This is a genomic window from Streptococcus timonensis (assembly GCF_900095845.1).
GTDB classification, from domain to species: domain Bacteria; phylum Bacillota; class Bacilli; order Lactobacillales; family Streptococcaceae; genus Streptococcus; species Streptococcus timonensis.
In genome coordinates, this window is record NZ_FMIX01000004.1 from 732736 (window position 1) to 752759 (window position 20024).

The 20024-nt window shown below is 39.2% G+C and carries 21 protein-coding genes; 16 read left to right on the forward strand and 5 right to left on the reverse strand.

The features are described from left to right. Positions 1 to 85: 85 nt before the first annotated feature. The 11 genes from BQ2679_RS07190 to BQ2679_RS07240 all read left to right on the forward strand — a co-directional run bounded on the left by BQ2679_RS07190 (position 86) and on the right by BQ2679_RS07240 (position 11408). Positions 86 to 592 (forward strand): YfbM family protein, encoded by a 507-nt coding sequence (locus BQ2679_RS07190; RefSeq protein ID WP_075567541.1) that lies wholly within the window; start codon positions 86 to 88, stop codon positions 590 to 592. Positions 593 to 623: 31 nt separating this feature from the next. Further along, positions 624 to 1475 carry a CbrC family protein gene (locus BQ2679_RS07195; protein ID WP_075567542.1) on the forward strand — a complete coding sequence of 284 codons (852 nt, stop codon included), beginning with the start codon at positions 624 to 626 and terminating at the stop codon, positions 1473 to 1475. A gap of 692 nt (positions 1476 to 2167) precedes the next feature. Continuing rightward, positions 2168 to 3622 carry an aminotransferase class I/II-fold pyridoxal phosphate-dependent enzyme gene (locus BQ2679_RS07200; RefSeq protein WP_075567543.1) on the forward strand — a complete coding sequence of 485 codons (1455 nt, stop codon included), beginning with the start codon at positions 2168 to 2170 and terminating at the stop codon, positions 3620 to 3622. Beyond that, positions 3623 to 4483 (forward strand): polyamine aminopropyltransferase, encoded by an 861-nt coding sequence (gene speE, locus BQ2679_RS07205; RefSeq protein WP_075567544.1) that lies wholly within the window; start codon positions 3623 to 3625, stop codon positions 4481 to 4483. Next, positions 4480 to 5739: a saccharopine dehydrogenase family protein gene (locus BQ2679_RS07210; protein WP_075567545.1), complete on the forward strand. Its 1260-nt coding sequence runs from the start codon at positions 4480 to 4482 to the stop codon at positions 5737 to 5739. Before speE ends, BQ2679_RS07210 begins: the two co-directional genes overlap by 4 nt. Beyond that, a complete protein-coding gene (gene nspC, locus BQ2679_RS07215; protein ID WP_075567546.1) occupies positions 5739 to 6866 on the forward strand; it encodes a carboxynorspermidine decarboxylase in 1128 nt (375 codons plus the stop codon). The genes BQ2679_RS07210 and nspC overlap by 1 nt, the downstream gene beginning before the upstream one ends. Continuing rightward, on the forward strand, positions 6863 to 7948 hold the full coding sequence (gene aguA, locus BQ2679_RS07220; protein WP_075567547.1) for an agmatine deiminase: 1086 nt from the start codon (positions 6863 to 6865) through the stop codon (positions 7946 to 7948). Before nspC ends, aguA begins: the two co-directional genes overlap by 4 nt. A 9-nt stretch (positions 7949 to 7957) precedes the next feature. Next, on the forward strand, positions 7958 to 8833 hold the full coding sequence (gene aguB / locus BQ2679_RS07225) for an N-carbamoylputrescine amidase (RefSeq protein ID WP_075567548.1): 876 nt from the start codon (positions 7958 to 7960) through the stop codon (positions 8831 to 8833). Positions 8834 to 8941: 108 nt separating this feature from the next. Then, entirely contained in the window at positions 8942 to 9718 is a 777-nt protein-coding gene (locus tag BQ2679_RS07230; RefSeq protein WP_075567549.1) for a nucleotidyltransferase domain-containing protein, read from the forward strand. An 8-nt stretch (positions 9719 to 9726) separates the two neighbouring features. Then, positions 9727 to 10779: a hypothetical protein gene (locus BQ2679_RS07235; protein ID WP_075567550.1), complete on the forward strand. Its 1053-nt coding sequence runs from the start codon at positions 9727 to 9729 to the stop codon at positions 10777 to 10779. Between the two features lie 17 nt (positions 10780 to 10796). Beyond that, on the forward strand, positions 10797 to 11408 hold the full coding sequence (locus BQ2679_RS07240; RefSeq protein WP_075567551.1) for a tetratricopeptide repeat protein: 612 nt from the start codon (positions 10797 to 10799) through the stop codon (positions 11406 to 11408). A gap of 18 nt (positions 11409 to 11426) precedes the next feature. On the opposite strand, the gene BQ2679_RS07245 is transcribed toward BQ2679_RS07240, so the two are convergent. The 3 genes from BQ2679_RS07245 to BQ2679_RS11160 are packed head-to-tail and all read right to left on the reverse strand — an operon-like array spanning position 11427 to position 13276. After that, positions 11427 to 12242, reverse strand: coding sequence for a TIGR03943 family putative permease subunit (locus BQ2679_RS07245; RefSeq protein WP_075567552.1), 816 nt, complete (start codon positions 12240 to 12242; stop codon positions 11427 to 11429). After that, on the reverse strand, positions 12239 to 13144 hold the full coding sequence (locus tag BQ2679_RS07250; RefSeq protein WP_075567553.1) for a permease: 906 nt from the start codon (positions 13142 to 13144) through the stop codon (positions 12239 to 12241). The genes BQ2679_RS07245 and BQ2679_RS07250 overlap by 4 nt, the downstream gene beginning before the upstream one ends. After that, positions 13145 to 13276, reverse strand: coding sequence for an SPJ_0845 family protein (locus BQ2679_RS11160; RefSeq protein WP_000268695.1), 132 nt, complete (start codon positions 13274 to 13276; stop codon positions 13145 to 13147). A 155-nt stretch (positions 13277 to 13431) separates the two neighbouring features. Between BQ2679_RS11160 and BQ2679_RS07255 the strand changes: the two genes are divergently transcribed. The 3 genes from BQ2679_RS07255 to BQ2679_RS07265 are packed head-to-tail and all read left to right on the forward strand — an operon-like array spanning position 13432 to position 16329. Further along, positions 13432 to 15561, forward strand: a complete 2130-nt coding sequence (locus tag BQ2679_RS07255) for a Tex family protein (protein ID WP_075567554.1) — start codon at positions 13432 to 13434, stop codon at positions 15559 to 15561. Continuing rightward, complete coding sequence (locus BQ2679_RS07260; protein WP_075567555.1) at positions 15548 to 15997, forward strand: SprT family protein; 450 nt, start codon at positions 15548 to 15550, stop codon at positions 15995 to 15997. The genes BQ2679_RS07255 and BQ2679_RS07260 overlap by 14 nt, the downstream gene beginning before the upstream one ends. A gap of 59 nt (positions 15998 to 16056) precedes the next feature. Continuing rightward, a complete protein-coding gene (locus tag BQ2679_RS07265) occupies positions 16057 to 16329 on the forward strand; it encodes a PspC domain-containing protein (protein WP_142324059.1) in 273 nt (90 codons plus the stop codon). Between the two features lie 55 nt (positions 16330 to 16384). Here BQ2679_RS07265 and BQ2679_RS07270 read toward each other — a convergent pair whose 3' ends face one another. Next, positions 16385 to 17080 carry a VIT1/CCC1 transporter family protein gene (locus tag BQ2679_RS07270; protein WP_075567557.1) on the reverse strand — a complete coding sequence of 232 codons (696 nt, stop codon included), beginning with the start codon at positions 17078 to 17080 and terminating at the stop codon, positions 16385 to 16387. Positions 17081 to 17271: 191 nt separating this feature from the next. On the opposite strand from BQ2679_RS07270, the gene BQ2679_RS07275 reads away from it, so the two are divergent. Together BQ2679_RS07275 and radC are read left to right on the forward strand one after the other, a co-directional pair. Next, positions 17272 to 18552, forward strand: coding sequence for an O-acetylhomoserine aminocarboxypropyltransferase/cysteine synthase family protein (locus BQ2679_RS07275; RefSeq protein ID WP_075567558.1), 1281 nt, complete (start codon positions 17272 to 17274; stop codon positions 18550 to 18552). 63 nt (positions 18553 to 18615) lie between these two features. Further along, a complete protein-coding gene (gene radC, locus BQ2679_RS07280) occupies positions 18616 to 19296 on the forward strand; it encodes a RadC family protein (protein ID WP_075567559.1) in 681 nt (226 codons plus the stop codon). 23 nt (positions 19297 to 19319) lie between these two features. On the opposite strand, the gene BQ2679_RS07285 is transcribed toward radC, so the two are convergent. Beyond that, positions 19320 to 20009, reverse strand: a complete 690-nt coding sequence (locus BQ2679_RS07285; RefSeq protein ID WP_075567560.1) for a gamma-glutamyl-gamma-aminobutyrate hydrolase family protein — start codon at positions 20007 to 20009, stop codon at positions 19320 to 19322. Positions 20010 to 20024: the final 15 nt, after the last annotated feature.

Here is a 20024-nt window from a genome sequence, read left to right on the forward strand (position 1 = left end):
ATTTCTTAGCTCCATTATAGCACTTTCTATAGAAATAGAGCTAGAAATATCCGTATAATACTAACTGATTCAAAGGAGAAAAATCATGGGAATGATTGCCAATTATCAATATTTAGCAGATAATGAATTAGAACAAATAAAAGGTCTTTCCAATCAAGAAGATGACTTGTTAGACTTTTCTGAGGATTCCGCTGATAGTCATGATATCTTAATTGATATCGATAAGATGTGGGATGCTCTTCTCTTTGTCATGACAGGATTTAGTAGTTCAGAATTTTTGGATGACAATCCCTTGAGAGAAGCGGTTTTAGGAGTGACTCCTTTAGAAGAAGTGTCTGAGTACATAGCCTATACTGAAAAAAACAAGATAGCCGAGATCGTAGAAGCTCTAGAAAGTTTTGACATGCACAGAGCCTTGGCGGACTTTAGCATGGAAGCATGCAAGAAAGCCGACTTGTATCCTGATATTTGGGATTATCTTGAGGATGAGGAAGAAATCAAGTCTTTCATTTTAACCTGCTTTGTCAAAATGAAAGACTTTTACAAGGAAATCTTAAACCACAAGGGGAATGTCTTAGTGACTATTTGTTAAGGTTTTTATAATCCATTAGAAAGGTAATCCTATGAATCCATATTTACAAAAATACATTACTTTAAAGAAGCAATATATAGCCCAAGAGGGCAATCCACCAAGTGTCTCAGCTCTTTATGACTTAGCTGATGAATTAGCCAAGTCTGATGATTTAGAAGCGAAGAAGGTCTTAGTAGACCTCTATGAGCAATTGGGTCTCTACACTAGTGCCTATAGCTTATTTACCGAAATCTTAGACAAACCAGATCGAAAACAGATAAAGAAACTGAGCCGTTTACAAGAAATGAGTCAGAGTCATGGTGATCGTTTTGCCCTTCCTCGTCCTCTAAGAAAAGAAGAGGAGAAGGAGAGACAGAGGCTATTACAGTCTTTGCCACATTTTATCTATCATCCAGATCCCTTGGCTACAGGTTCATTTGTTGAAGGAGAAGCCAAGCTTTGTCCATCTTGTGGGAAAGAAAGCAATATTTATTATGACTTGATCCCTTATTGTATCGAGGATATAGAATACCTTTGCCCAATGTGCATTGCAAATGGTCAAGCAGCTAAAAAATTCGATGCAGAATTTGTCCAAGATACCGAGTGGCAGGGAGAATTGGATCCAGAAAAAGATAAGCTTCTTTTTTGCCAGACTCCAGGCTACATAAGTTGGCAGGGAGAACATTGGTTATCTTGTTGCCAAGACTACTGTGCCTATTTAGGAACAGTAGGCACTAAAGAAGTAAAGGCAAAGGGAATCGCTGAGCAAGTCTTGGCAGATTATGAAGAGCGTGGAAAATATCAAGATATTGAAGAATACTTGGTTAAGGATGGCTCTCTTTGCGGCTACCTTTTCAGATGCCTCCACTGTCAAAAATACCAGATTTGGGTTGATGCGGATTAATTTTTAACGATACAAGAACATTAACATAAATTTCTTTGGAATTTTAACGACTAATCATTAATTTAATTTCAGAGTATTAAAATAAGAACATTTTATCTTAGTATCCTTTAACATCTATTAAATTATCATATGAAAAATAGGAGCTACCAAACTCAGTTCCTATTTTATTATTTAAAGGCAAATTTGAAATAGTTTTCAATTTTTAGGTATAGTAAAAATACGAACAAAAATGTAAATAATTTATAAAGTTTCCCCAAAATACTTTACAAATTTGTGTAAACATGATATAGTTATAAAGCTTAGAAAATGAGAAGATGTTTTCTAGTAAATATAAACCCGAGTAAAAAATGCCTACGGACAGGCAGGGTTGAATGCCGAAGCGTGGTTGAAAAACCATATTATTGATAGGGTTAAAAGCCTACTTTTATAAGTTGATGTTAGGACAAAGGTCCTAATTCGTATAATTTGTTAGTGTGGTGAAAGCACACGTCATCTTGTGAAACGATCAATAAAGTACGTAATATTTGCTACTAGAGAGTTAGGAAACATCAGGAACAGACATACTCAAAAGAAACAAACATAAACACGTCAGTAGATTGTAGAGCAGGTGCCAACCTGCTCTTTTTTCATAAGTATCCTTTAGAGCCTTACATAAGGTGAAAATAACTATGATAAAGGAGTATGTCTCTAAAATGTTAAATCAAAACCAAGCTCCTATTTATGAGGGACTGGTCAAGTTACGAAAAAAAAGAATTGTACCTTTCGATGTACCTGGTCATAAGCGTGGCCGTGGGAATCCAGAGTTAGTCGAACTTTTAGGGGAAAAATGCGTTGGTATTGATGTCAACTCTATGAAGCCCTTGGATAATCTAGGACATCCCATTTCGATTATCAGAGATGCAGAAGAACTAGCAGCAGAAGCATTTGGTGCTGCTCATGCCTTTTTGATGATTGGTGGGACAACTTCATCCGTGCAAACCATGATTCTTTCCACCTGTAAATCCGGTGATAAAATCATCCTTCCTCGAAATGTCCATAAATCAGCTATTAATGCTCTCGTTTTATGCGGAGCAATTCCTATCTATATCGAGATGAGTGTGGATCCCAAAATCGGTATTGCTTTGGGGCTTGAAAATGATCGTGTGGCACAAGCTATTAAGGAACATCCGGATGCTAAGGCTATCCTAATTAACAATCCAACCTATTATGGGATTTGTTCAGATCTTAAGGGTTTAACAGAGATGGCACACGCCGCAGGAATGAAAGTCTTAGTAGACGAGGCGCACGGTGCTCATCTGCACTTTACAGATAAACTTCCTCTGTCTGCTATGGACGCAGGAGCTGATATGTCAGCTGTATCCATGCATAAGTCCGGTGGTAGCTTGACTCAAAGCTCCCTTCTTTTAGTTGGCGATCGGATGAATCCTGAGTACGTACGTCAGATTATTAACCTGACACAGTCAACATCAGCATCCTACTTGCTAATGGCTAGTCTAGATGTTTCTCGTAGAAACTTAGCCCTTCGTGGCAAAGAGTCCTTTGAGAAAGTTATTGAGTTATCTGAGTATGCTCGTCGTGAAATCAATGCCATCGGTGGCTACTACGCCTACTCAAAAGAGTTAATAGACGGTGTCTCGGTTTGTGATTTTGATGTGACTAAGTTGTCAGTCTACACTCAGGGGATTGGTCTAACAGGGATTGAAGTTTATGATCTATTACGGGATGAATATGACATTCAGATCGAATTTGGTGATATCGGCAATATCTTAGCTTATATTTCGATTGGTGACCGTATCCAAGACATTGAACGCTTGGTAGGTGCTTTAGCTGATATCAAGAGACTATACTCACGAGATGGGAAGGACTTGATTGCTGGAGAATATATCCAACCAGAGTTGGTGCTATCTCCTCAGGAAGCCTTCTATGCAGAGAGAAGAAGCTTAACCTTGGACGAGTCTGTTGGACAAGTTTGTGGAGAATTTGTCATGTGCTACCCTCCTGGGATTCCTATCTTGGCTCCAGGTGAACGCATTACACAAGAAATTGTCGATTATATCCAATTTGCCAAAGAACGTGGTTGTTCTCTCCAAGGGACGGAAGATCCTGAGGTCAATCACATCAATGTTATTGAAAGAAAGGAGAACTAGATGGATTTATGGTTTTCTGAAGTTCATACTCCAGATGTTAAGTTAACGATGAGAACAGCCAAACAGCTGTATTCTGGTCAAAGTGAATGGCAGGATATCGAGGTTCTTGACACGCCAGCTTTTGGAAAAGTGTTAGTTTTAAACGGTCATGTTTTATTCTCAGATGCGGATGATTTCGTCTACAACGAAATGACCGTTCACGTTCCTATGGCTGTCCATCCCAATCCAAAGAAAGTCTTGGTTATTGGGGGTGGTGACGGTGGTGTTGCCCAAATATTAACTCTCTATCCAGAATTGGAACAAATCGATATTGTAGAACCAGATGAGATGCTGGTTGAGGTTTGCCGAGAATATTTTCCAGATTTTGCTGCAGGACTTGATGACCCTCGCGTCACCATTTACTACCAAAATGGACTGAGATTTTTGAGAAACTGTGAAGATGATTACGACATTATCATCAACGATGCGACAGATCCATTTGGCCATACGGAAGGGCTCTTTACCAAGGAATTTTACGGCAATAGCTATAGAGCCTTGAAAGAAGACGGTATTATGATTTACCAGCATGGTAGTCCTTTCTTTGACGAAGATGAGTCGGCTTGCCGTAGTATGCACCGCAAGGTCAATCAAGCCTTTCCAATCAGCCGGGTTTACCAGGCCCATATCCCAACAAGTCCTGCTGGCTATTGGTTGTTTGGATTTGCATCGAAAAAATATCACCCTGTCAAATATTTTGACAAGGAAGGCTGGAAAAAACGCCAGTTATTTACGGAATACTACACTGCAAACTTGCATATTGGTGCCTTTATGTTGCCCAAGTATGTAGAAGACATTTTAGAAGAAGAGGAAGGAAGAAAATGAGTCGTTTATTAGTTATCGGATGTGGGGGAGTTGCCCAAGTTGCTATTTCAAAGATTTGCCAAGATAGCGAAACGTTTAAAGAGATTATGATTGCTAGCCGTACCAAGTCAAAATGTGATGACTTGAAGGCTAAATTAGAAGGTAAAACAAGTACAAAGATTGAAACAGCTGCTCTTGATGCTGACAAGGTAGAAGAAGTGATTGCCTTGATAGAAAGCTACAAACCAGAAGCTGTTTTGAACGTAGCATTGCCTTATCAAGACTTGACTATTATGGATGCTTGTTTGGCAACAGGGGTCCACTATATCGATACTGCTAACTACGAGGCTGAGAATACAGAAGACCCTGAATGGCGTGCTATTTATGAGAAACGTTGCAAAGAACTTGGTTTTACAGCCTACTTTGACTACTCATGGCAGTGGGCTTATCAAGAAAAATTCAAGGAAGCAGGTCTGACTGCCTTGCTTGGTTCTGGTTTTGACCCAGGTGTAACCAGCGTCTTTTCAGCATACGCGCTTAAACACTATTTTGATGAAATCCACTATATCGATATTTTAGACTGTAATGGTGGTGACCACGGTTATCCATTTGCCACAAACTTTAACCCAGAAATCAATCTACGTGAGGTTTCTGCACCAGGTTCTTACTGGGAAGATGGAAAATGGGTAGAAGTCGAAGCTATGTCTATCAAACGTGAGTATGATTTCCCTCAAGTTGGTCAAAAAGACATGTATCTCCTCCACCATGAAGAAATCGAATCATTAGCAAAGAATATTCCAGGTGTTAAACGCATTCGTTTCTTTATGACTTTTGGTCAATCTTATCTAACACATATGAAATGCTTGGAAAACGTTGGGCTCCTTCGTACAGATGCTATTAATTTTAACGGCCAAGAAATCGTACCAATCCAATTCTTGAAGGCCTTGCTTCCAGATCCTGCAAGCCTTGGTCCACGTACAGTTGGTAAAACAAATATCGGTTGTATCTTTACAGGTGTCAAAGATGGCGTTGAAAAGACAATCTACATCTACAATGTTTGTGATCATCAGGAATGCTATGCAGAAGTTGGTTCACAGGCAATTTCTTACACAACAGGTGTTCCAGCCATGATTGGGACAAAATTAGTGATGGATGGTACATGGAAACAGCCTGGAGTGTATAACCTTGAAGAGTTGGATCCAGACCCATTCATGGAAGCTTTAAATAAATACGGTTTGCCATGGGTTGTGGTTGAAAATCCACAAATGGTGGACTGATGAAGTTAGAACAAGTACCAACACCAGCTTACGTCATTGATTTAGCAAAACTAGAAGAAAATTGTAGCATTCTGCAAGAGGTTCAGGAAAAGGCAGGTTGTAAGGTTTTGCTAGCTCAAAAGGCTTATTCTCTCTATAAAACCTATCCCCTAATTAGCCAGTATCTCTCTGGTACAACGGCTAGTGGCCTCTATGAAGCGAAGTTGGCTAGGGAAGAATTTCCAGGAGAAGTCCATGTATTTGCACCTGCTTTCAAGGAATCAGATATGGAAGAGCTACTGCAAATATCGGATCATATTGTTTTCAACTCAGAGAGACAACTACGAAAATATGGGCAACGTTGTCGTGAGACTGGTATCAGTGTAGGTTTGCGTATCAATCCTCAATGTTCAACGCAGGGTGACCACGCGCTTTATGACCCTTGTGCTCCTGGATCTCGTTTTGGAGTGACTTCAGACAAGATACCGAGTGATTTGTTGGATTTAGTGGACGGTCTTCATTTTCATACCCTCTGTGAGCAAGGGGCAGATGATTTACAAACGACTTTGAAAGCAGTAGAAGACCAGTTTGGAGCCTATTTGCACCAAGTCAAATGGCTCAATATGGGCGGCGGACACCACATCACAAGAGAAGATTACGATGTGGACTTACTGATTTCTGAGATTATACGTAGTCGAGAAACTTATAACGTAGACGTCTACATTGAACCTGGAGAAGCCATTGCACTTAATGCGGGCTATCTAGCGACAGAAGTTTTGGATATTGTTGAAAACGGGATTGAGACCTTGGTGTTAGATGCTTCAGCAAGTTGTCATATGCCAGATGTCCTTGAGATGCCTTATCGCCCACCATTAAGAGATGGATTTGAAGCCCAAGAGAAACCTTATACTTATAGACTCTCTTCAAATACTTGCCTGACAGGTGATATTATTGGTGACTATAGCTTTGAGAATCCAGTTGAGACTGGAGATAGACTATATTTTAAAGACATGGCAATCTACTCATTTGTCAAAAATAATACCTTTAACGGAATTGGACTTCCAAGTTTGTATCTCATGGATAAAGAGGGTGAGTGCAATCTAGTCAAAGCATTTGGCTACCAAGACTTTAAGGAGAGATTATCATGATGGACAGCCCAAAGAAATTAGTTTATCGTATGCCTGCAGAGTATGAACCCCATCATGGGACTCTAATGATATGGCCTACTCGACCAGGGTCTTGGCCATTTGAAGGCAAGGCCGCTAAAGCTGCTTTTAGCCAGATTATCAAAACCATTGCCCAAGGGGAAACAGTCTACCTTTTGGTTGAGGAGGCCTATCTGTCTGAAGCGCAATCTTATCTTGGAGACAAGGTCGTTTATCTAGATATTCCAACAAATGATGCCTGGGCTCGTGATACAGGCCCGACTATTCTTCTTAATGATAAAAAGGAAAAGTTAGCGGTAGACTGGTCTTTCAATGCCTGGGGTGGCTCATATGACGGTCTTTATCAAGACTATGAAGCAGATAATCAAGTAGCCAGTCGCTTTGCAGAAGTCTTAGATATACCTGTTTACGATGCTAAACCATTTGTACTGGAAGGTGGAGCTATTCACAGTGACGGTCAAGGAACGATTCTTGTGACTGAAAGTTGCCTTCTCAGTCCTGGTCGTAATCCTCACCTGACTAAAGAGGAGATTGAAAAGACCTTACTAGAGAGCCTTGGTGCCGAAAAAGTCATTTGGTTGCCTTACGGTATTTATCAAGACGAGACAAATGAACACGTCGATAATGTTGCTGCTTTTATTAGTCCTGCAGAGCTTGTTTTAGCTTGGACGGACGACCAAGATGATCCCCAGTATGCCATGTCTGCAGCTGATTTAGCTCTCTTAGAGAAGGAAACTGATGCAAAAGGCCGGAGTTTCACTATTCATAAACTTCCGATTCCAGCTATTCATCAAGTAGTGACGGAAGAAGATTTGCCAGGCTATTCATATGAAGAAGGCGAAGAGGAGCGCTATGCAGGTGAAAGACTAGCAGCTTCCTATGTAAATTTTTACATTGCTAATAAGTCTGTATTAGTGCCGCAATTTCAGGACGCTAACGACCAAGTGGCCTTGGATATTCTTAGCCAGTGTTTCCCAGACCGTGAAGTGGTAGGAATCCCTGCTAGAGATATTCTTTTAGGTGGTGGAAATATCCACTGTATTACCCAACAAATTCCAGAATAGGAGAAAAAGATGAGAAATGTAACGGTTGCAGCTATTCAGATGCAATGCGCTAAGGATGTGGAAACGAATATCCAAACAGCTGAACGTTTAGTTCGACAAGCTGCTGAGCAAGGAGCCCAAATTATTCTCTTGCCTGAATTATTTGAACGTCCCTATTTCTGTCAGGAGCGTCAGTATGACTACTACCAGTATGCCCAGTCGGTGACAGAAAATATGGCTATTCAGCATTTTAAAGGAATTGCCAAAGAGCTAAAGGTGGTTTTACCGATTAGTTTCTATGAAAAAGATGGTAATGTCTTATACAATTCCATTGCTGTAATTGATGCGGATGGAGAAGTAATAGGAGTTTATCGTAAAACTCATATACCAGATGACCATTATTATCAGGAGAAATTCTTCTTTACTCCTGGAAACACAGGCTTCAAGGTCTGGGATACTCGCTATGCCAAGATTGGTATTGGCATCTGTTGGGACCAATGGTTTCCTGAAACAGCCCGTTGCCTTGCTTTAAATGGTGCAGAATTGCTCTTTTATCCAACAGCTATTGGTTCAGAGCCTATTTTGGATACAGATAGTTGTGGTCATTGGCAACGTACTATGCAAGGGCATGCAGCAGCAAATATTGTGCCAGTTATTGCAGCCAATCGTTATGGTTTAGAAGAAGTCACTCCTTGTGAAGAAAATGGGGGACAAAGTTCCAGCCTTAACTTCTACGGTTCATCCTTTATGACCGATGAAACAGGAGCTATTTTAAGTCAAGCCGAACGACAAGATGAAGCAATCCTCTTAACCACTTATGACCTTGACAAGGGAGCGAATGAACGCCTGAACTGGGGTCTCTTTAGAGATAGAAGACCAGACATGTATAAAGATATTGTCAGATGAGAAAAAGCCTCTTGGAGGCTTTTTCTTTATATACTATATTAATTTTTGATAAAGTCCTAGGATTCTGATAAAATGGGGTATAAGAAGTTAATAGGAAAGAGAATCACCATGCAAACACAAGAAGAAATGAATGTTCTGGTACCTGAAAAACTTGCAGAAATTGAGCGTGATTATGATGTTACAGTTTTGTGGGCAATTGAGTCTGGTAGTCGCGCTTGGGGCTTTGAGTCTCCGGATAGTGATTTTGATGTGCGTTTTGTATACAAGCACAAGCAAGATTTTTATCTAAGCTTGAACGATCATCGAGATGTCATCGAACTACCAATTGACGATACATGGGATGTGAGTGGTTGGGATTTGCACAAGGCTTTAAAGTTGCTTTATAAGTCAAATCCAACCCTCTTTGAGTGGTTACAGTCGCCAATCGTTTACCAGCAAGACGAAAGCTTTATTAACCGTATCCGTCCGCTTGTCAGTCAGTATTTTTCAGAGAAAAAGATGCTCCACCATTACTTGAATACTGCTAGAACTCAAATGAATAAGTATCTTTCAGGAGATAAGGTCAAACCTAAAAAGTATTTCTATGTACTTCGTCCCATTTTAGCTTGTCGTTGGATTGAAAAACATCACTCTTTTCCACCGATTTTGTTTGATGATTTGGTCAAAGAACTCCTCCCTGATGAAATGAAAGAGCATGTGTCTAGATTGCTTGATATAAAGGTAAAGGAACCTGAAGGTATGGAAATTGAGCCGATAGAGCCAATTCAGGACTTTATCATCAAAAATATCCAAGAGCTGGATGACTACATCCAAAGTGTTACAGAGGAAAAGAAAGACTGGAAAGCTCTTAATCAATTTTTCATCGAAGAATTAAGTAGTGACTGAGGTTGGATATGGGAAAATGGACATGTAGATGTGGTCAAGCAATGAACGACCACAAAGCCCCTGATCCAAATGCTTATTCGGTTTATTCGGATGGGTTATTAGTAGAAATCATGAATAAAAAAGATGGTAATGATACAATTTCCTATGAAGACATTTCGGAGGCTTCCTTTTATATGTGGAAGTGCCCTAATTGTGGTAGTTTTATGGTCTTTGGTGAAGAGGATAATAAAGATTGTTTCACTTTTTATGAGCGCCAGACCAGTGCAAAAGCAGAATCACTTTTCGATCCTGATCAAGAGTTAAATATTGTAGTTGTTGAGTTTCAAGAAGGTGGAAATGGTTATACTTATATCTGTGACGAGCCAAATATCCATATTGGACATGCTGTGATTGTCCCAGTAGGAAAGGAAAATACTGAAAAAACTGCTTTAGTTGTCCAGAAGTATCATGCACTACCAAAGGATATCACTTTTCCCGTTGAAAAGTTAAAAAGGGTTATCCGTAGGTATTCTATTTTTGATTCTGAGACTTCAAAAATAGTTTGTAAAAATATACTTGAGCATGGAAGAATTCTAAATGCTTGTTCGAACAAAGTAAATATAGAGTCTAAACAAATTTACCATGCAATCAAAACTCCTCTAGGCTATTTTTGGTTGGAGTTAAATAGAATTCCAATTCCGATGAAAATCACACAAATTCAAGTTAAAGATAAAAGGTATCAGGTAGAGGGTGCCTTCTTCATTAAACCCACCAAGGTAAACTACAGAAAATTGTTAGAACTTGAATTATGTGCAGATTTTGATATTGATGCCTCTCGTTGGATTGATGTTCTATCAGACGAAAATGTTTGGGGAAACACCTGGGAAATGAATGGCCTTCAATTTGGAATTACTGCAGGAGAGTCCCCAGAATTTGAAGATGAAGTAGTTGCAAGAAAATTTAGCCGTATCCCACTTTATTATGACTGGCATCCAGAATTTGAAAACTATTATGGCTTCAGTATAGCCTGGAAAAAATACGAGTCTGATAGTGATTTGTCGATTGATTTCTATACAACATAAGCTAGAGGAGAATAAGCATGAATCAAGCCTGGGAATTATTGTTTGAGGGGAAGATTGAAGAGGCCAAGAAATTAGTCTCAGAAACTTTCTCGTTAGAAACTTGCAAGGATTACAGCCTTCTCAATTTAATGGGGTATATTAAGCTCTTTGAAAAAGATTACAAAGAAGCTTTGATAATTTATCAAAACTATCTTGAAATAGCAATATCAAGTCAAGATAAAGAAAATGAACATATAGGATATCACCAGTTAGCCATGGTTTATCGTGAAATGAATGACTATCAAACAGCTCTTAACTATATCGATAAAGAGCGAGAAATCATTGAAAAATCTTTTCCAGAGGATGCACTCAAATCTTCTGTCAATAATTATGAGCAAGGTTATTTACGATTAAAACTAGGGGAAATAGCAAAAGCAATCATGTATATGGAACAGTCCTTAAAGCAAGCATTACAAACAGATGATCTGATAGCTCAAGCCTGTTCCTATAGAGGTTTAGGTGAGATTTATTCTGCTAAAAATTCAGAAAAATCGCAAGAGAATTTTTTACAAGCTATTGAACTTTTTGAAAAAGCAGGAGATCAGATCGGAGCACAAGAAGTTAAAAACTTACTAAACAAGAAAAAGTAGCCCATTCAGGCTACTTTTTTAAAACTCTTTATAAACATAAGGATTCTCAGGTTTATCAACCTTGATGAAGGACTGGACCTCAAGTGTTGGGAGGACTTGGTTGAGTTCTTTGTGATAGTGAATGCTAATCTTGCCTTTGACTCTCACCCAAGTGTTATTTTCATAATGATTGGTGTTTCCTGTAGTCAAAAGTCCAAAAACTCCTGAATCAGCGATACAGTGCATAATACCAAAGCGAAAAACAAATTGACTCTTGGTATGATTTGGATCGTTGTAGACAAAGCCAGTAAACTCGATTTCCTTACCTTCAAATTCGTTTGGAAAATCGTAGATAGCTTCCATAATTTCCAAGTAATTCTCATCATTGATAACTATACTAGATTGAGCTAAGTATTTATCAGCAGTTTTCCTAACAATATTTTCATAAGAGGACTTTGAATAAAACCTGCTAGTATCTGGTTTGAGATACTGACTGCTCGTTCCTTCACTTGCTTGGATTGCCTTGTCAGTTCCTTCCGACAAAGGGAAATAATATCCTTTTGCCGATACTGTTTGTGAATCCAGAGTGACGGTTGGAAAGGTAAATCCAACTAACAAGGGAAAACTTAAGAGGACAAAACTAGCAAGCTTAGCTGAAAAACTATGTAAGTGACTATGTTCTTTCAAACGCTTGGAGCAAATATAGGCTTGAACGATGGCTAGTAACAATGACAAAACCATAGTGATATAAGCCAGATAAGAGTAGTGGAGGTTTATATACTGATTGAGCTTACCTGATAGGTGCAGATAAAAGGTTAAGATAAAATAGCCAAATAAGATAAAAAATCGAATCATAGCATCACCCCGACTAGATAAGAATAGACAAGAACAACAAGAGTTACAATTGTCATGAATTGCCAAATAAAGCGAGTTTTGAGATAATTCTTCATCATGAGGAGGTTCTTGACATCAAGCATGGGACCTATAACCAGAAAGGCAAGAACTGGAGCAAAGCCAAAACTTGATAGAAGAGAAGATCCGATAAAGGCATCAGCTTCACTACAGAGTGATAGAAGGAAGGACAAGACCATCAAAAGAACAATAGCGAGCAGTGGTGTTGCGCTGATAGATGTCAGGATATGAGTTGGAACATAGACTTGGACTATACTGGCAAAAAGACAGCCAAAGACCAAGTAACGCCCCATATCAAAGAATTCATCAATAGCTTGAATGAATACCTGAAGGATTTTTTGACTTTTACTCAAGTGAGAAAAATCATGCTCATGGCAAGCCAATCTGTTTTCTTTTTGGATAGGTTCCTCCCAGACAAAACCAAGAAAGATACCCAATATAGTAGCAACTAGAATCGCGCCCAAAGCTCTTAGGAAAACCATTTGAATTGAATTGCCAAAGGCTGAATAAGTCGCAAAAAGTACGATGGGATTGATGACAGGAGCGGTTACTAAAAAGGGAACGGCTGTATAGCTTGGAACCTTCTTTTCTAAAAAACGATTGATGATCGGAACGATTCCACACTCGCAAGAAGGGAAGAGGAAACCGATGAAGCTACCAAAAAAGATTCTCCCCAAGCGATTTTTAGGGAGAAATTTATAAACCTTCTCAGGTGTGACATAGACTTCAATGGCACCAGAGATGATGCTACCGATTAAGACAAAGGGTAAAGCTTCAATGATAATTGAAAGAAAAATGGCGCCAGCTTGTAACACACTAGAAGGTAAACTTTGAAAGAGTGTCATTTATTTTTTCTTTTCTGCCTTATCTTTCTTTTCTTTGTCGTCTGGGAAAGTTACTTGCTTCAAATCAGGTAGTTTAGCGAATTCTTCGAACATCTTATCTAAGTCATCAGTTTTTGTAAATTTAACAGCCATAAGGCATACCTCGATTCTTTTAGTTAACACTATTATACTATTATTTCTAAGAAATGTTTGGATTTTAAAATAAACATGGCTTTTATCTTTATAAAGTTGAATGAAAGCATCAAATTAATGAAAACAAGCTTTCTTCCTTATGGTATAATAGTTTCATGGATAAAAAATATGAAAAAATTTCCCAAGATTTGGGTGTAACTTTAAAGCAGATTGATACTGTCTTATCTTTGACAGCAGAAGGAGCAACTATCCCCTTTATCGCCCGTTATCGGAAAGATATGACCGGAAGTCTAGATGAGGTAGCCATTAAGGCTATTATCGACCTCGATAAGAGTTTAACTGCTCTAAATGATCGTAAGGAAGCGGTCTTAGCAAAAATTAAAGAGCAAGGCAAGATAACTAAGGAGTTAGAAGAAGCAATTCTATCAGCTGAAAAACTCGCAGATGTAGAAGAACTCTATCTTCCCTATAAGGAGAAACGTCGGACCAAGGCAACGATTGCGCGTGAGGCTGGACTTTTTCCACTTGCTCGTTTAATTTTACAAAATGTTTCTAACCTAGAAAAAGAAGCAGAAGCTTTTGTCTGTGAAGGTTTCGAAACTCCTCAAGAAACTTTGGCTGGGGCTGTAGACATCTTGGTTGAAGCACTATCTGAGGATGTTCATTTACGTTCAATGACCTATCAAGAGGTACTTAGACGCTCTAAGATTACTTCTCAAGTCAAAGATGAGACTCTTGATGAAAAACAAGTCTTTCAGATTTATTACGATTTCTCAGAAACAGTTGCAAACATGCAAGGCTACCGTACGCTTGCCCTTAATCGCGGTGAGAAGCTAGGTATTTTGAAAATTGGCTTTGAGCATGCGACTGATCGTATTCTATCTTTCTTTAGTGTTCGTTTTAAAGTTAAAAATGCTTATATTGATGAAGTTATTCAGCAATCTGTTAAGAAGAAGGTCTTGCCTGCTATTGAGCGTCGTATTCGTACAGAATTAACAGAAAAGGCAGAAGAAGGAGCTATCCAACTCTTCTCAGAAAACCTTCGCAATCTTCTCCTTGTTGCTCCTCTTAAAGGGCGCGTTGTTCTTGGATTTGACCCTGCCTTTCGTACAGGTGCCAAGCTTGCAGTCGTTGATGCGACCGGGAAGATGCTGACGACTCAAGTCATTTATCCCGTTAAACCAGCTTCAGCTCGTCAGATTGAAGAAGCAAAGAGAGATTTAACAGATTTGATTGGCCAATATGGTGTGGAAATCATTGCTATCGGTAATGGTACTGCTAGTCGTGAGAGTGAAGCCTTTGTCGCTGAAGTACTTAAAGATTTTCCTGAGGTCAGCTATGTTATTGTAAATGAGAGCGGGGCATCTGTCTACTCAGCTAGTGAACTTGCTCGTCAGGAGTTTCCAGAGTTAACCGTTGAAAAACGTTCTGCTATTTCTATTGCTCGTCGCTTGCAAGACCCACTTGCTGAATTGGTTAAAATTGATCCCAAATCTATAGGTGTTGGTCAATATCAGCACGATGTTAGTCAGAAAAAACTGTCTGAAAGTCTGGACTTTGTTGTTGATACAGTAGTTAACCAAGTTGGTGTCAATGTCAATACAGCTAGTCCAGCCTTACTTTCGCACGTAGCTGGGCTTAACAAAACAATCTCTGAAAATATCGTGAAGTATCGTGAAGAAGAAGGTAAAATCACTTCACGCGCCCAAATCAAGAAAGTTCCTCGTTTAGGTGCTAAAGCGTTTGAACAGGCTGCAGGTTTCCTCCGTATCCCTGAAAGTAGCAATATCCTTGACAATACAGGTGTTCACCCAGAAAACTATGCTGCTGTTAAGGAACTCTTCAAACGTTTGGACATCAAAGACCTAAATGAAGAAGCACAAGCCAAACTCAAATCTATTTCAATCAAGGAAATGGCCCAAGAATTAGACCTCGGTCAAGAAACCCTCAAAGATATTATTGCAGATCTTTTAAAACCAGGACGTGATTTTCGTGATTCTTTTGATGCTCCAGTACTTCGTCAGGATGTCTTGGATATCAAAGACTTGAAAGTTGGCCAGAAGCTTGAGGGCGTTGTTCGTAATGTCGTTGACTTCGGTGCCTTTGTTGACATTGGTATTCACGAGGATGGCCTGATTCATATCTCTCACATGAGCAAGAAATTCATCAAGCATCCGAGTCAAGTCGTTTCAGTTGGTGATTTGGTAACCGTTTGGGTGAAGAAGATTGATGTCCAACGAGAAAAAGTAAATCTGTCGCTCCTTGCACCAGATGAATCTAACTAATTACGTTCGACAAGTTTCTTTAGAAGACTTTGGGAAACCTTTCCAACACCAAGCTCAATGGAATTCTCGTCTACGGTCGACAGGTGGGCGATTCTTTCCAAAGGATGGGCATTTGGATTTTAATCCCAAAGTCTATCAAGAACTTGGTTTAGAGTTATTTCGGAAAATTGTCCGTCACGAACTCTGTCATTATCATCTATACTATGAGGGCAAGGGGTATAAACATAAAGATGCAGCCTTTAAGAAACTGTTAAAAGAAGTAGACGGGCTCCGCTTTGTTCCTCCCTTATCAAGTGTTAGTCAAACACCAGATCTAGTCTATACTTGTCAGACTTGTCGCCAAACCTACCAACGAAAGCGACGAATTGATACCAAACGTTATCGTTGTGGTCTCTGTCGTGGTAAACTCATTTTGCAAAATCCGCCTAAGGACTGATGCAGGGTATTTTAGTTCATGTTATACTTATTTCAAGAATACCGAAAGAGGTACAAACTATGAATAAAAATTTTTACAAAATGAGACGAAATCGTATGATATCAGGAGTGCTTGCTGGACTCTCTGATAAATGGGACCTTGATGTTACTCTTGTGCGCTTCATTTTTGCTATCTTTACAATCGCAAACTTCGGACTTGGAATCATCATCTACATCATCCTAGCCTCTATCTTGCCAACAAAGGAAGATATCGAAGCAGAAATGTACGGAACAGGACCACGTAAGATGAAAGAGGCTGAGCCAATCGATGATAATGAAGGTTGGTTTTGGTAGTTTTACTTAATCGTTTATGTTTGGATAATAAAAAAGATACCTCGAGGTATCTTTTTTAAATACTAAACAACTGACCAAATAGATAGGTCACTCCCATGGTCAAAAGACCGATACAAAGGTTACGAATCATAGCTGTTTTGGTTGGGGCTTTTCCGAGTTTGGCACTGGTATAACCTGTAATCAATAGAGAAATCGCAACGATAAAAACAGTAGCAGGGATGCGATAGTCACTTGGAAAGATGGTGATGGAAAGCAATGGTGGTAAACTACCAAGAACAAAAGCGATGAAGCTAGATGCTGCAGCATGCCAAGGATTGGTAAACTCTTCATACTCGATTCCGTATTTTTCCTCAACTAAGGTTTTAAGTGGATTTTTAAGAAAAGCTTTATTGACTAAAAGTTGAGCTGAAGTTTCACACTCACCATTTTGAAGATAAGCAGCATAGAGAGATTTTTTTGCAGCCTCGATATCCTTATCCAAAAGTAATTGCTCACGAGCAACAGCGGCTTCTTCAGTGTCTTTTTGAGTGGATACTGAAACATATTCACCTCCAGCCATAGAAAAGGCACCTGCTAAGATGGCAGCTAAACCTGATAGAAAGATAATCCAGATATTGCTGGTTGCACTGGCAACCCCAATAACAACCCCAGCGATGGAAATGATCCCGTCATTGGCTCCGAGCACACCAGCACGTAAAATGTTTAAACGACCAGCGAAGTTTGAATCAATTTCATGTGTAATTTCTGACATAGTCTTCTCCTTTTTATCCATTATAAAGTATAGGAGAAGTAAAAACAAACTTTTTAAACTTTCTGAAAAAAGTTCTACAATTTTAATAATAGCCATAGCTATTACTTATGCCAATATATAACAAAGTTGTATTTGTAACTGACTGCCATAGATGATACAATTAAACTAATGAAATCTTTGGAGGTCTGATTATGACTCGTGAATTTAAATTTGAAACTCTTCAATTGCATGCAGGACAAGTGGTAGATGCTACTACCAAGTCTCGTGCTGTACCAATTTATCAAACAACATCTTTTGTATTTGAAGATACACAAGAAGGCGCAGACCTTTTTGCCCTTCAAAAAGCTGGAAATATCTATACTCGTATTACCAATCCAACAACTTCATCCTTTGAAGAGCGTATTGCAGCACTAGAAGGCGGAGTAGGTGCACTTGCCACAGCTTCTGGGATGGCAGCTCTTACTTATACTATCCTTGGACTTGCTCATGCTGGTGATCATGTGGTTGCAGCTTCAACTATCTACGGTGGGACCTTTAACCTTTTGAAAGAAACCCTTCCTCGTTACGGAATCACCACAACTTTTGTTGATATTGATAATCTAGAAGAAGTAGAGGCAGCGATTAAAGATAATACAAAACTTGTTTTGATTGAAACTTTGGGTAATCCAGTTATCAACATTCCTGATATTGAAAAAATAGCTGAAATTGCTCATAAACATCAGATTCCTTTGGTTTCAGACAATACCTTTGCAACGCCTTATCTTATCAATGTCTTTTCACACGGTGTAGATATCTCGGTTCACTCGGCGACTAAATTTATCGGTGGACACGGTACAACTATTGGCGGTGTCATTGTTGATAGCGGTAAGTTTGACTGGGCTGCTTCAGGGAAATTCCCTCAATTAGTCGATGAAGATCCAAGCTACCACAATATCAGCTATACTCGTGATGTTGGTGCTGCAGCCTTTATCGTTGCTGCTCGCGTGCAATTGCTTCGCGATATGGGAGCTGCCCTTTCACCATTTAACTCATTCTTGCTCCTACAAGGTCTTGAGACACTATCTCTCCGTGTTGAACGTCATGTTCAAAATGCTGAGAAAATCGTTGATTTCCTTGTGAACCATCCAAAAGTTGAAAAAGTCAATTATCCAAAATTAGCTGATAACCCTTACCATGCCTTGGCGGAGAAATATTTACCAAAAGGTGTTGGTTCAATCTTTACCTTCCACGTTAAAGGCGGAGAAGCAGAAGCTCGTAAGGTGATTGATAGCTTAGAAATCTTTTCAAACCTTGCAAACGTAGCAGATGCCAAATCATTGGTCGTTCATCCAGCAACTACAACTCATTCTCAATTGTCTGACTCTGATCTAGAAGCAGCAGGAGTAACTAAAAATCAAATCCGACTTTCAATCGGTCTTGAAAATGTCGATGATTTGATTGAAGATTTACGACTAGCACTTGAAAAAATCTAAAAATAACTAGTTTTTATGAAATTAAGCATCCTTCTCACGAATAATAAAGTGAGGAGGATTTTTATGTATAGTATTTCATTTCAAGAAGATTCACTTTTACCAAGAGAGAGACTAGTCAGAGAAGGAGTAGAAGCACTCAGCAACCAAGAATTACTGGCAATATTACTAAGGACAGGCACAAAACAGGCCAATGTCTTTGAAATAGCACAGAAGGTTTTAAATCAGCTGTCATGCTTAACTGACCTCAAAAGAATGAGTCTACAGGAATTGCAGACTCTATCGGGGATTGGACGTGTAAAGGCTATCGAATTACAAGCCGTTATTGAACTAGGCTACCGTATCCATAAAAGGGAAACAGTGGAAATGGAGAGTATTCTTAGCAGTCGTAAATTAGCTAAAAAGATGCAGTCTGAGCTTGGAGATAAAAAACAAGAGCACCTAGTGGCGCTCTATCTGAATACTCAAAATCAAATCATTCACCAGCAGACTATTTTTATCGGGTCTGCCACGAGAAGCATTGCTGAACCCAGAGAAATTCTCCACTACGCTTTGAAGCATATGGCAACGTCTGTGATTCTGGTTCATAATCATCCATCAGGAGCAGTAGTTCCTAGCCCCAATGATGACCATGTTACGAAGCTTGTTAAAGAAGCCTGTGAATTAATGGGATTGGTCTTATTGGACCATTTAATTGTCTCTCATTCTGATTATTTTAGTTACCGGGAGAAGACGGATATGATATAAAAAATCTGTATATGATACAGGTTTTACATTTCATTGACGACATAGTCGAAAAGTGTTTTATCTTTGGGGCGATTTTCAAAGAGAAATTCAGGATGCCATTGAACCCCAAGATAAGGGAAGCCATCCGTAGTTGTAACAGCTTCGATAATACCATCTTTAGGATCATGTGCTACAACCTTAAGATTAGGAGCTAAATCTTTGATGCTCTGATGGTGGAAAGAATTGATATGAGAGATTTCTCCATAGATTTCTCTTAGAATAGTATCTGGTTCGGTGACAAGTCGCTGAGTGGTGTATTCAGCAGAAGTATCTTGCCAATGATCTTCGATATCTTGATAAAGTGTTCCACCCATGGCAACGTTAAAGAGCTGAGTACCACGACAAACAGAAAAAATTGGTTTATTTTGCTTGATTGCTTCTTTAATGAGCGCTAACTCAAAAATATCACGTTGAAGGTGGTAATCGTCGCTATCAATAGCTTTGGGCTCACCATAGTATTTAGGGTCAACGTTTTGTCCACCAGTTAAAATAAGTTTATCAATTAAACTAATGTAGTAACCGGCCATTACTTCATCACCAATTGGTAGGATAATGGGAATTCCACCAGCTTCCTTAACTCCTTCAACAAAGCCTTTGGCAGCATAACTCATCATAAGCTCATCGTCTGGATGGGCTTTTTCGTTTCCTGTAATCCCAATAACTGGTTTTTTCATAAATCAAGTCGCTTT

What these genes read in the sequence shown, in the direction of transcription:
- aguA (WP_075567547.1), top strand. Translation starts at nt 6,863, where the DNA reads ATGATGGACAGCCCAAAGAAATTAGTTTATCGTATGCCTGCAGAGTAT.
- BQ2679_RS11160 (WP_000268695.1), bottom strand. Translation starts at nt 13,276, where the DNA reads ATGGCTGTTAAATTTACAAAAACTGATGACTTAGATAAGATGTTCGAA.
- BQ2679_RS07195 (WP_075567542.1), top strand. Translation starts at nt 624, where the DNA reads ATGAATCCATATTTACAAAAATACATTACTTTAAAGAAGCAATATATA.
- BQ2679_RS07250 (WP_075567553.1), bottom strand. Translation starts at nt 13,144, where the DNA reads ATGACACTCTTTCAAAGTTTACCTTCTAGTGTGTTACAAGCTGGCGCC.
- BQ2679_RS07230 (WP_075567549.1), top strand. Translation starts at nt 8,942, where the DNA reads ATGCAAACACAAGAAGAAATGAATGTTCTGGTACCTGAAAAACTTGCA.
- speE (WP_075567544.1), top strand. Translation starts at nt 3,623, where the DNA reads ATGGATTTATGGTTTTCTGAAGTTCATACTCCAGATGTTAAGTTAACG.
- BQ2679_RS07235 (WP_075567550.1), top strand. Translation starts at nt 9,727, where the DNA reads ATGGGAAAATGGACATGTAGATGTGGTCAAGCAATGAACGACCACAAA.
- BQ2679_RS07270 (WP_075567557.1), bottom strand. Translation starts at nt 17,080, where the DNA reads ATGTCAGAAATTACACATGAAATTGATTCAAACTTCGCTGGTCGTTTA.
- BQ2679_RS07275 (WP_075567558.1), top strand. Translation starts at nt 17,272, where the DNA reads ATGACTCGTGAATTTAAATTTGAAACTCTTCAATTGCATGCAGGACAA.
- BQ2679_RS07245 (WP_075567552.1), bottom strand. Translation starts at nt 12,242, where the DNA reads ATGATTCGATTTTTTATCTTATTTGGCTATTTTATCTTAACCTTTTAT.
- BQ2679_RS07190 (WP_075567541.1), top strand. Translation starts at nt 86, where the DNA reads ATGGGAATGATTGCCAATTATCAATATTTAGCAGATAATGAATTAGAA.
- aguB (WP_075567548.1), top strand. Translation starts at nt 7,958, where the DNA reads ATGAGAAATGTAACGGTTGCAGCTATTCAGATGCAATGCGCTAAGGAT.
- BQ2679_RS07255 (WP_075567554.1), top strand. Translation starts at nt 13,432, where the DNA reads ATGGATAAAAAATATGAAAAAATTTCCCAAGATTTGGGTGTAACTTTA.
- BQ2679_RS07260 (WP_075567555.1), top strand. Translation starts at nt 15,548, where the DNA reads ATGAATCTAACTAATTACGTTCGACAAGTTTCTTTAGAAGACTTTGGG.
- BQ2679_RS07210 (WP_075567545.1), top strand. Translation starts at nt 4,480, where the DNA reads ATGAGTCGTTTATTAGTTATCGGATGTGGGGGAGTTGCCCAAGTTGCT.
- BQ2679_RS07265 (WP_142324059.1), top strand. Translation starts at nt 16,057, where the DNA reads ATGAATAAAAATTTTTACAAAATGAGACGAAATCGTATGATATCAGGA.
- BQ2679_RS07240 (WP_075567551.1), top strand. Translation starts at nt 10,797, where the DNA reads ATGAATCAAGCCTGGGAATTATTGTTTGAGGGGAAGATTGAAGAGGCC.
- BQ2679_RS07285 (WP_075567560.1), bottom strand. Translation starts at nt 20,009, where the DNA reads ATGAAAAAACCAGTTATTGGGATTACAGGAAACGAAAAAGCCCATCCA.
- nspC (WP_075567546.1), top strand. Translation starts at nt 5,739, where the DNA reads ATGAAGTTAGAACAAGTACCAACACCAGCTTACGTCATTGATTTAGCA.
- BQ2679_RS07200 (WP_075567543.1), top strand. Translation starts at nt 2,168, where the DNA reads ATGTTAAATCAAAACCAAGCTCCTATTTATGAGGGACTGGTCAAGTTA.
- radC (WP_075567559.1), top strand. Translation starts at nt 18,616, where the DNA reads ATGTATAGTATTTCATTTCAAGAAGATTCACTTTTACCAAGAGAGAGA.